Annotated in this window: 15 protein-coding genes; 9 read left to right on the top strand and 6 right to left on the bottom strand. The window is 50.8% G+C overall.

All coding sequences use genetic code 11. From position 1 onward, the window contains the following. The first annotated feature begins 12 nt into the window (after positions 1–12). The 4 genes from U8U68_RS02225 (at position 13) to U8U68_RS02240 (ending at position 2,248) form a co-directional block, all read left to right on the top strand. On the top strand, positions 13–252 hold the full coding sequence (locus tag U8U68_RS02225) for a DUF6870 family protein (RefSeq protein ID WP_322199218.1): 240 nt from the start codon (positions 13–15) through the stop codon (positions 250–252). A gap of 147 nt (positions 253–399) precedes the next feature. Further along, a complete protein-coding gene (locus tag U8U68_RS02230; protein WP_322199219.1) occupies positions 400–1,158 on the top strand; it encodes a recombinase family protein in 759 nt (252 codons plus the stop codon). A gap of 35 nt (positions 1,159–1,193) precedes the next feature. Beyond that, positions 1,194–1,643 carry a hypothetical protein gene (locus U8U68_RS02235; RefSeq protein ID WP_322199220.1) on the top strand — a complete coding sequence of 150 codons (450 nt, stop codon included), beginning with the start codon at positions 1,194–1,196 and terminating at the stop codon, positions 1,641–1,643. Further along, entirely contained in the window at positions 1,625–2,248 is a 624-nt protein-coding gene (locus U8U68_RS02240) for a hypothetical protein (RefSeq protein WP_322199221.1), read from the top strand. Before U8U68_RS02235 ends, U8U68_RS02240 begins: the two co-directional genes overlap by 19 nt. Positions 2,249–2,398: 150 nt before the next feature. Here U8U68_RS02240 and U8U68_RS02245 read toward each other — a convergent pair whose 3' ends face one another. Then, positions 2,399–3,205 (bottom strand): alpha/beta hydrolase family protein, encoded by an 807-nt coding sequence (locus U8U68_RS02245; protein ID WP_322199222.1) that lies wholly within the window; start codon positions 3,203–3,205, stop codon positions 2,399–2,401. Between the two features lie 515 nt (positions 3,206–3,720). Here U8U68_RS02245 and U8U68_RS02250 point away from each other — a divergent pair. Both U8U68_RS02250 and U8U68_RS02255 read left to right on the top strand, forming a co-directional pair. Continuing rightward, positions 3,721–4,008, top strand: coding sequence for a YodL domain-containing protein (locus U8U68_RS02250; protein WP_322199223.1), 288 nt, complete (start codon positions 3,721–3,723; stop codon positions 4,006–4,008). A 111-nt stretch (positions 4,009–4,119) separates the two neighbouring features. After that, the gene (locus U8U68_RS02255; RefSeq protein ID WP_322199224.1) at positions 4,120–4,347 is read left to right on the top strand and encodes a CHAP domain-containing protein; all 228 of its coding nucleotides are present in this window, start codon (positions 4,120–4,122) and stop codon (positions 4,345–4,347) included. Positions 4,348–4,358: 11 nt separating this feature from the next. Here the strand turns inward: U8U68_RS02255 and U8U68_RS02260 are convergent, their stop codons facing one another. Beyond that, complete coding sequence (locus tag U8U68_RS02260; RefSeq protein WP_322199225.1) at positions 4,359–4,886, bottom strand: nitroreductase family protein; 528 nt, start codon at positions 4,884–4,886, stop codon at positions 4,359–4,361. Between the two features lie 86 nt (positions 4,887–4,972). On the opposite strand from U8U68_RS02260, the gene U8U68_RS02265 reads away from it, so the two are divergent. The 3 genes from U8U68_RS02265 (at position 4,973) to U8U68_RS02275 (ending at position 6,023) form a co-directional block, all read left to right on the top strand. After that, positions 4,973–5,140, top strand: coding sequence for a hypothetical protein (locus U8U68_RS02265; RefSeq protein WP_322199226.1), 168 nt, complete (start codon positions 4,973–4,975; stop codon positions 5,138–5,140). 63 nt (positions 5,141–5,203) lie between these two features. Beyond that, positions 5,204–5,515, top strand: coding sequence for a PD-(D/E)XK nuclease family transposase (locus U8U68_RS02270; RefSeq protein WP_322199227.1), 312 nt, complete (start codon positions 5,204–5,206; stop codon positions 5,513–5,515). 79 nt (positions 5,516–5,594) lie between these two features. Beyond that, entirely contained in the window at positions 5,595–6,023 is a 429-nt protein-coding gene (locus U8U68_RS02275) for a hypothetical protein (RefSeq protein WP_322199228.1), read from the top strand. A gap of 512 nt (positions 6,024–6,535) precedes the next feature. Here U8U68_RS02275 and U8U68_RS02280 read toward each other — a convergent pair. The 4 genes from U8U68_RS02280 to U8U68_RS02295 form a co-directional block, all read right to left on the bottom strand. Further along, positions 6,536–6,670: a DUF4368 domain-containing protein gene (locus U8U68_RS02280; protein WP_322199229.1), complete on the bottom strand. Its 135-nt coding sequence runs from the start codon at positions 6,668–6,670 to the stop codon at positions 6,536–6,538. A 121-nt stretch (positions 6,671–6,791) separates the two neighbouring features. Then, positions 6,792–7,355: a recombinase zinc beta ribbon domain-containing protein gene (locus U8U68_RS02285; RefSeq protein ID WP_322199230.1), complete on the bottom strand. Its 564-nt coding sequence runs from the start codon at positions 7,353–7,355 to the stop codon at positions 6,792–6,794. Beyond that, on the bottom strand, positions 7,298–7,609 hold the full coding sequence (locus tag U8U68_RS02290; RefSeq protein WP_322199231.1) for a hypothetical protein: 312 nt from the start codon (positions 7,607–7,609) through the stop codon (positions 7,298–7,300). The genes U8U68_RS02285 and U8U68_RS02290 overlap by 58 nt, the downstream gene beginning before the upstream one ends. Before the next feature lie 61 nt (positions 7,610–7,670). Next, positions 7,671–7,955: transposase (locus U8U68_RS02295; protein WP_322199232.1), on the bottom strand; the 285-nt coding region annotated here is incomplete at its 5' end.

The following is a 7,955-nucleotide window of genomic DNA, read 5'->3' on the forward strand; positions in this document are numbered from 1 at the left end:
AGGTGCTTTGCCATGACAGAAGCGATGAAAGACATCGACCTCCGCAAGGTGGACAGATCGACGCTCCGTGACCGCAGCACAGTCCGCATTGACCCGGAGGCTCCCACGGAGGAGCGCATCCGGGCATGGATAGAACAGCTTGGCAACCCCTATGGCTATCTGGACGGCGGCGTGGTCGTGAAGCTGAGTTTTGCGGACAAAGGCGAGACCATCGAGGAGCGTATCAACTCCCTTTACCTTGCCGGGGCCTGACATCCTTAACAAACCGGGCGATCCGGCGCTACAATATGGCTGGGTCAAAAAAAGGAACTGCATCACAAGGCCAGCGGCTTTGTATTCCGTTCCCATACGGGACAGGGCCTTCGGTTTTCTGACACACAGATGACAAGGAGGTTCAAAATGTCCAATAAAATCTATAAGACCGGCATCTATGCCCGGTTGTCCAGAGAGGATGCTGACCGGCTGGAGTCCAACAGCATCCAAAGCCAGCGGGCCATCTGTCTGGCTTACATAGAGGGCCACGACGACCTTGAACTGGTGGACACCTACATCGACGATGGGGAGACCGGCAGCAACACGGACCGTCCCGGCTTTCAGAGGATGATCCAGGATATGCGTTCCGAGCGCATCGACTGCGCCGTCAGCAAGGACCTGAACAGGTTCTCACGGAACTATATCGACGCCGGGGACTACCTGGAAATGAACTTTCCCGCCAAGAACATCGAGCGCGTTGATGACAGCGAATACGACCAGTTCCTGGTGGCGGCAAGCCTTGAGAAAAGCCCAGACCTGGCGAGGCTTATCAATCTCTCCTTCAATATCAACCATTACACGGTGTTCCGTGACGTTTCCAACTTTGCTGGAATAGGAGAATATCATCTCCTAAATATCCGTGGCTGTCTGACTAAAACAGAACAGGAAACACTTGACTTCGCCAAAGTTGGCCGTGATCTGCTGTCCTCCGGCAAAGGGGTCCCCACGGAATACGGCCTGCTGTTTGAGAATGAAGAAGTACCGTTTCAGCAGGTCTACGACGGCACAACATTCCCACCATATCTCTATAACGACAACGAGGTCGCAACAGTGCATATGCACTACCAGGGAAAGTCCGAATACCTGTATCTGCCGGAGGAAGACGTCTCAATAAGAAAGCGTTAAAAAGGTTAGGCACACCATGCCGGGACGACTGTACGATGGAGATAGAAATCTTATCCTATCCGGATGACATCTGGGAGGATATACTGGAGCAGGCCTTTGATACAGCAGGTTTCGCTGCCGCCAACACGCTTGCCGGGGTACTTAGCAGAGAAGATTTAGACCTCTACAGCATATTGTATATTGCTGATGAAATCAGAAAACTGGCGGACCATTTTCATAACTTTATCATCATGGACGAAGCGCAAAATTATACCGATGTGGGAGAATACATAGCTCAGCATGAGCGCGGCTATCAGATTGGAGAATATATGGACGATTTTGCAGACTATTCAAAATTGGGCGAATACATTGCGCGGGAGCGCGATGGGATGTTTATGGGCAGTTGTTTTATCTGCATGGAGGATCGCTGCGATTTGGAAACGATTCTCCATGGAAGTAGCCTTGAAATAGAGTTAGGGGGATGTAGATGTTCAAAGCAAAATTGACAAAGGATACCGGGGAAAACGTCATAATAGAGTTGCCTCAGGACTATTCGCGGTTGACCGAAGCGATAGCCTCGTTAGGCGCCCGCCTGCGGCCGGAGCATATCTCTATAGATGGCAGCGGAGATGTTGTCCGGGGGGAGTTGATCCCCACCGGCGAGATTGGCGAGCACTTAATGCGCCTGTACCCGGAGGAGTACACTCTGGAGGACGCCAACGACATGGCGCATATCGTCACTCAGGCAAACGATCTCATCAAGGAGGACTTGGAGCAGAACATCCTCTACGACCAGTACCGCACGGCCCAGGAGCTGCGTGACGGTATTAGAAAAATGACCTATGACGCGGGAAGTGAAAGGAAATTCTACTACTTCCCGATCACCGGCAAGATTTGGGACACTGAATACGAGGGAGAACTCCCGGCGGGTGAACGGTTCCTGCTGGGTCAGTGGGGAGCAATCGCTGATGAATTCTCCAAGTATTCTCATAGGGATATTAACAATATGTCAGTGTACTATGATGGGGCTGGCGCAGAAAAACTGCTCCTGGCCGATTGGGGGGTGAGGATATTGAAGATACGTTATACGGCAGATTTGATATCCGCTTGACCGAACTTATGACGGAGAAAGAAGAAAAAAACTGCATGATTGGATTTGCGGTCAGAACAGCGATGGGCTTGGAAGGGCCGCTCAAAATACGCCAGGCAAAGGTGAGATATGATTATCTGATAAACGCGAAATTAAATAACAGCTCCAATCTTATGATGCCACAAAATCTCTCAATATTTCTATGGCGGTTTTATCGATCTTTTTTGAAAAGCCATGTCCGCTGTTTTTTATGATTTCAAGTCTGATATTCCTGCTGGGATTACTGTTTCTGTATGCATCAAAGGCTTTTTTTGAATAACTGACATTTACAATTTTGTCCTCTGCTCCGTGAATAATCAAAACATCGTTCTTATAGCTTTTGATTTCATCAAACGGCTCCATTTTCATAACATCTGCGGCGTAGCATTTTCCAAGTTTCATGGGGCCGCATCGGATGACTTCCGGCAAATGCTCAGGGTCAAATTTTGCAAACATCATCTTTCCCGCATTGGCATCATCCGGCATGCAAAACGCAGGATAAAAGAGAACTAATTTCTTTATAGGATATGTTTCCCTTGCCGCGGCCAGCGCGGAAACAAATCCCCCCTGACTGCACCCCATAACCAAAATGTGATTTTGGTCTGCATATTCCCGGCCCGCAGCGTAAGCGATTACGCTTTCTAAATCGTCAACTTCCGTTAATACAGACATTTCAGTAGTTAAGCCATCGCTTTTCCCTTTTATGACACTGCCTCCGCAAAAGTCAAAAGTATAGGTCAAGTACCCCATATCCGCTAATTCAATGGCATATTGTCTTACAGTATCCTGAAACGCCATAAAACCATGGCAGACGATCGCTATTGGTAAATGAATACCGGCTGGCCTATATTCCGTTCCGCGAATTGTGAGATGTCCCCTTTTGCATTCAAAGGGCGCTTTTGCTATGTGATGTTCTTCTTCCGCTTTTATATGAAACATAGTTTGTATCCTGCTTTCCAATGATTCAGCCATAAAACCGAGCCTAAAATTCTAATTTTTCAGTTTGCATCGTTGTGATGGGTAAGTATCTTTCAGGAAAGTATAGCATAACGAAGTGATCCAGTCAGCCGGACACAAATGATAGTAAAAGAGGTTTGTATGCCGCAACGGAAAGCGCTGCCCCACCATAGACCCATATCCGGCGCAGATGAAAATACGATACCAAATTGAATCCAAGCTGAAGGCGTCGACTGGGTAAACTGGGTGCTGGCGAACATCCTCCGCGACTGGTGAATTTGTTTACAGATACTGTTCGCCAGGCGTGGCAGGAGATGGGCCTGTTCGGCGCCAGCCACTACACTGGCAAGAATTAGGACTTTGAGGGCAGGGTGCTGGTGCTGAACCCCACAATACTCAAGGATACATACAAAACGCCTGATTACCAGTTGTTCCTGGCAGCAGGCGGAGAAACAAGAGCAGACCAATGAGCAGAAAATGACATAAAGGAGGACACCGTGCATATCAAAATCTATCAAGTCAAATCCGAGCGTGACCCTGACAGAGCTAAATTCATGGGCCTGTCCCAGAAGAAAGCGCCGGTTGATTCCAGCATCTATGACCAGGTATTCAGGGGAGATGTGGATTGTAAGAACCTGGAGGATGTGTTCACCATGCTCAACACCAGGGGACGCCATCTGTACCGCGGGCATCCCCTCTCCGTCTCAGACGTGGTGCTCACAGAGGACGGCGCATACTTCTGCGACACCATTGGCTTTAAAGAAATTCATTTTAACGAGGATTAAAGCCCACAAGCCGGACAATCTTCTACAGATTGTCTATGTGGAACCGAACCGAACACCGTTTACCTGCGAGGTGGGCAATGACCCGAAGTCCTTACAGCGAGCTGTGGGCGGTTGCATAGAACCCGTTTATTTGGGCAATGGCACTACATCATTTTCTTTGACTGGCCGGATGAGTACGGTGTCCAGTACGGCAGCTTCGACCATGTTGGCATTGTGGAAAAAGTGGAGGGCGGCAGGGTCTACACCATCGAGGGCAACTCCGGCGACGCTTGCGAGAGGAACAGCTACCCCATCGGCAACTACCAGATTTTGGGGTATGGAACGCCAAATCTGTTCTAAAATGCTTTCGGCTACCACTTGTCATAATGGACCCGGTCTTCCTCATAACCTCCGCGGGCTGGGAGATTTTTCTGGGATTCCTCCGGGTAGCCGAAAGCAATAATGGAGTGGGGCACGGCGCTCTCCGGCAAATCAAAAAGCTGGCGCTGGGCGGCAATTTTTTCCGCCTGGGGCCAGGTGCCCAGCCATACTGAGCCTATGCCCAGGCCGTGTGCGGCGAGGATCATGTTCTGTGCGGCGATGGAGCCGTCAATGACCCAATAATCTGGGGCGCGCTCAAAAGTGCGGGTCATGTCGCCCAGCACAAGAATTCCAAGGACAGCGCCCTTTAGAGGTTGGGCAGCAGAGCCGTTGCCGTCCGCCATTTTGCAGAGAGTATCCCTGTCGCGGACTACCAGGAAACTCCACGGCCTGGCGTTTACCGCACTTGGGCCGGACATACCGGCTGTGAGAATGGTATGCAGGTCCTCATCAGAAATTGGCTGGGATGTGAACTGGCGTACACTGCGTCGGGTGGAAATCGCGTCGATAATATTCATAGATAAAGCCTCCTTGTTGAGCTAAGTATAGCATACTCAACAAGGATGGCGCAAACAAAAAATAGATAGACAAGGAGAAAATTATAATGGAAAACATAAGGACAATGGCCATTCAGATGCCCGAGGAAACCTATCAGCGGCTGAAAGCCTATCTCAAGCGCCATCAGCTCAAGCAGAAGGATTTTGTCACCCGGCTGGTACAGGCGGAGGTGGAAAAAGATGACATCGCCGCGCCGGAGGGGGGCAGTGAGTAGGCAAAAACAGTTGCTTTTTAGATCGGATTCGGGTATAATGATAACAGAAAGAAGGTGGACGCCATGAACAAAGCTGCGGCGGAGCTTTCGCTTGCCAATGATTTCATCTTCGGCGAGGTGATGCGCCAGCCTGAGAACGTCAAGCCGCTGCTGGAGGCGGTTTTGGAGAAGAAAATTGCGGAGATCACCTATATCGAGAAACAGCAGGATATTAAGGACGGCATCAACCTGCATGGCATCCGGCTGGATGTGGTTCTGGCGGACGCGGACGAAACCCGGTATGATATCGAAATGCAGACCGGCCATGCCTATGATTTAGAGCGGCGCATCCGATTCTACCAGAGCAGCAGACCGCAGGACGCTGGAACCTGCTGAGAGCTACCGGCAGCTCAGAGAAAGTTACATTATTTTCATCTGCACGGACGACTACTATGGCCGGGGACTGGCACTCTATATGCGTAAGTCTGTGATCGACGGCGCTGAAGATTTGTCGTATGAGGACGGCTCTCATGCCTACATTCTGAATGCCGCGTTTACGGTTAGGAACATGAGCGAACCGGCGCTGGAGTTTCTGCGGTATGTCAACGCGAGGTATCGAAAGCTGGCAATTGACATTTCAGGCTCGGAGTATTTATCGCAAATAGACCGGGCGGTGGAGGACATAAAAGCCGACAAAGGAAAGGTGGAGAGGCTGATGACGCTGGCGGCTAAATTGAAGGATGAACGGTGGATTGGGCGGCAGGAAGGGATTGAGAAGGGCACAAGTGATACTAAGACTGGTATAGTCAAACGGATGCTGGAGCGGCATAAATCTCTGGAAGAAATTGCCGATATTTGTGCCCTGGATCTGGATGAAGTCAAAAAAATCGTGGAAGATGAGTAGGATATCATCCTGCGAAACGGCCGCTTATAAAAGTGGCATCTTTATAAGTCAGAGTTCCAATGAGGGTGTTTTAAAACCCCGTAAAGCCGCATAACTACTAGGGCAACACCGCACCATTCTAAGCACCGTCTTGCTTGCAGATTTTCCGTGATAGAGCACAGCTTTCGCTTGTCAATGGTGAGATGGACGGCGCTCAATCTGTACCCTCTGAAGAAAAATCTGACTGCCCAATACGGTACTTAGAATTCTGCGGTATTGCCCTAGGAATTTTGGCCCTGGCCGATGGCATCTTTTAAGCTTGGTAAGGCCATGCGGAGTGTCCTTATAGGATTTGAGTGTCCTTGGGGGACACTCCGCATTATTTTTGCTCAAAATCCTATACGGCAATCCGCTCCGGGGAGTAGTTGACGGCTACTCCCTTTCTCGTCCCCATGGTAATCTCCTCAGCCGGGACTTTTCCGGCGGTCAGGGACGGAGAAAGTGCCGATATAGTTGTAATAGTTGGTGATGTGCTAGGTGGTAATACCGTCCTGCTTTTCCGCATGATACACGTCGATGTGGTCGGTCAGCTCCGCCACCATGCGCTGGGTGGTCTCGGTGGTGTTGGTGTACCGCCGGACCGTTTCAAGAAATGTGTCAACGTCCACCCGCTGGACCTCGCTCTTTTTCAGCTCCAGCCGCGCACCCTGATCCGCTTGGCGTTCTCCCCCTGCTCCTGCTCGTACCGCTGGGACATTTTTGCAAATCGGGCGTCGCTGATTTTCTGGCTCACGTTCTCCTCGTAAAGCCTCTCGAAAAGCCCGTCCAGCTCCTGCTGCTTCCTGGCCCGCTCATTCTCGTCACTTTCACAAAACGGCCCATCATGGCCTTGATGAAATCGTCCTCGTACTCGTTGACGAAACAGGCCAGCCGGTTTGCCTCGTACAGCGCCACCCGCTCCAGAAATTCCAGCCGGAAGTGGGGCTTGGAACACTTCCGCAGGCCGGAATTCTGGTTCTGACAGCTCAAGAATTTAATAGCGTGATTGCCCTGGTTAAAGTGGAAGTTGAGGCTGCCGCCGCACTCCGGGCATTTGAGAACGCCGGAAAATGCGCTTGGCTCCTGGGTGACGGTGGGCCGCCTTCGGCGGGTCCCCTTTTTCAAGGTCTGCACCTTTTCCCAGGTGGGCCGGTCTATAATGGCCTCGTGGACGTTGCGGAAGATTGCCCGGCTCTCCTCCGGGTTTTCAATCCGCTTTTTGATCTTGTAGGACTTGAAGTAGGATTTGGAGTTAATCACGTCCCTGCAATACTCCTGCAAGGTGAGGATTTTCTTGATGGTGGTATGCCCCATTTGGTGGGCTCCACGGTGCTCTTGGAACCGCCCCGGCTGGTCCCTTTACTCCGCCAGTAGTAGGTGGGATTGAGCTCCAGCGCGGCGGCGGTTTCCGCCAGCCCGCAGCCGTCCAGGGCTATTTGATAGATACACCGCACAACCTCGGTGGCCCCCGGGTCGATCATCCAAAAGCGGGGGGCCTCCGGGCTCTTGATGTAGCCATAGGGAGGCGGAGATAGCGGTGCGCTGGAATAGCCTTTCATCTTGTTCACGATCCGGCGCTTCTTGGAAGTATTGCGGGCGTAGTAATCGTTAGTCAACCTTAGAATCTGTTTAGCATCTATTTAAGAGCAGACGAATAAAGGCAAGAGAAAACATTTGAAAAGAGTTCTGTAATTTACGTTCGCAGTTTTTCCAGAGTCTCCGACATTTGTCGAGCCAGGCAAAAGAGCGCTCCACAATCCAGCGCTTTGGCAGGACAGCAAAAGTATGGAGCTCATTGCGCTTAACGACCTCAACCTCCGCACCAGAAAGATCCTTGATTGAGTTTGCAAATGTTTCTCCGGTGTAGCCTCCATCTGCCATAATCTTTTTGAGCGCAGACAGATGGTCGGTTAC

Source organism: Acutalibacter intestini (genome assembly GCF_034334985.1).
Taxonomy (GTDB): Bacteria; Bacillota; Clostridia; order Oscillospirales; family Acutalibacteraceae; genus Acutalibacter; species Acutalibacter intestini.

Coding starts and splice junctions, on each gene's coding strand:
- U8U68_RS02225 (WP_322199218.1), top strand. CDS start 13: ATGACAGAAGCGATGAAAGACATCGACCTCCGCAAGGTGGACAGATCG.
- U8U68_RS02230 (WP_322199219.1), top strand. CDS start 400: ATGTCCAATAAAATCTATAAGACCGGCATCTATGCCCGGTTGTCCAGA.
- U8U68_RS02235 (WP_322199220.1), top strand. CDS start 1,194: ATGGAGATAGAAATCTTATCCTATCCGGATGACATCTGGGAGGATATA.
- U8U68_RS02240 (WP_322199221.1), top strand. CDS start 1,625: ATGTTCAAAGCAAAATTGACAAAGGATACCGGGGAAAACGTCATAATA.
- U8U68_RS02245 (WP_322199222.1), bottom strand. CDS start 3,205: ATGTTTCATATAAAAGCGGAAGAAGAACATCACATAGCAAAAGCGCCC.
- U8U68_RS02260 (WP_322199225.1), bottom strand. CDS start 4,886: ATGAATATTATCGACGCGATTTCCACCCGACGCAGTGTACGCCAGTTC.
- U8U68_RS02265 (WP_322199226.1), top strand. CDS start 4,973: ATGGAAAACATAAGGACAATGGCCATTCAGATGCCCGAGGAAACCTAT.
- U8U68_RS02270 (WP_322199227.1), top strand. CDS start 5,204: ATGAACAAAGCTGCGGCGGAGCTTTCGCTTGCCAATGATTTCATCTTC.
- U8U68_RS02275 (WP_322199228.1), top strand. CDS start 5,595: ATGCGTAAGTCTGTGATCGACGGCGCTGAAGATTTGTCGTATGAGGAC.
- U8U68_RS02285 (WP_322199230.1), bottom strand. CDS start 7,355: ATGGGGCATACCACCATCAAGAAAATCCTCACCTTGCAGGAGTATTGC.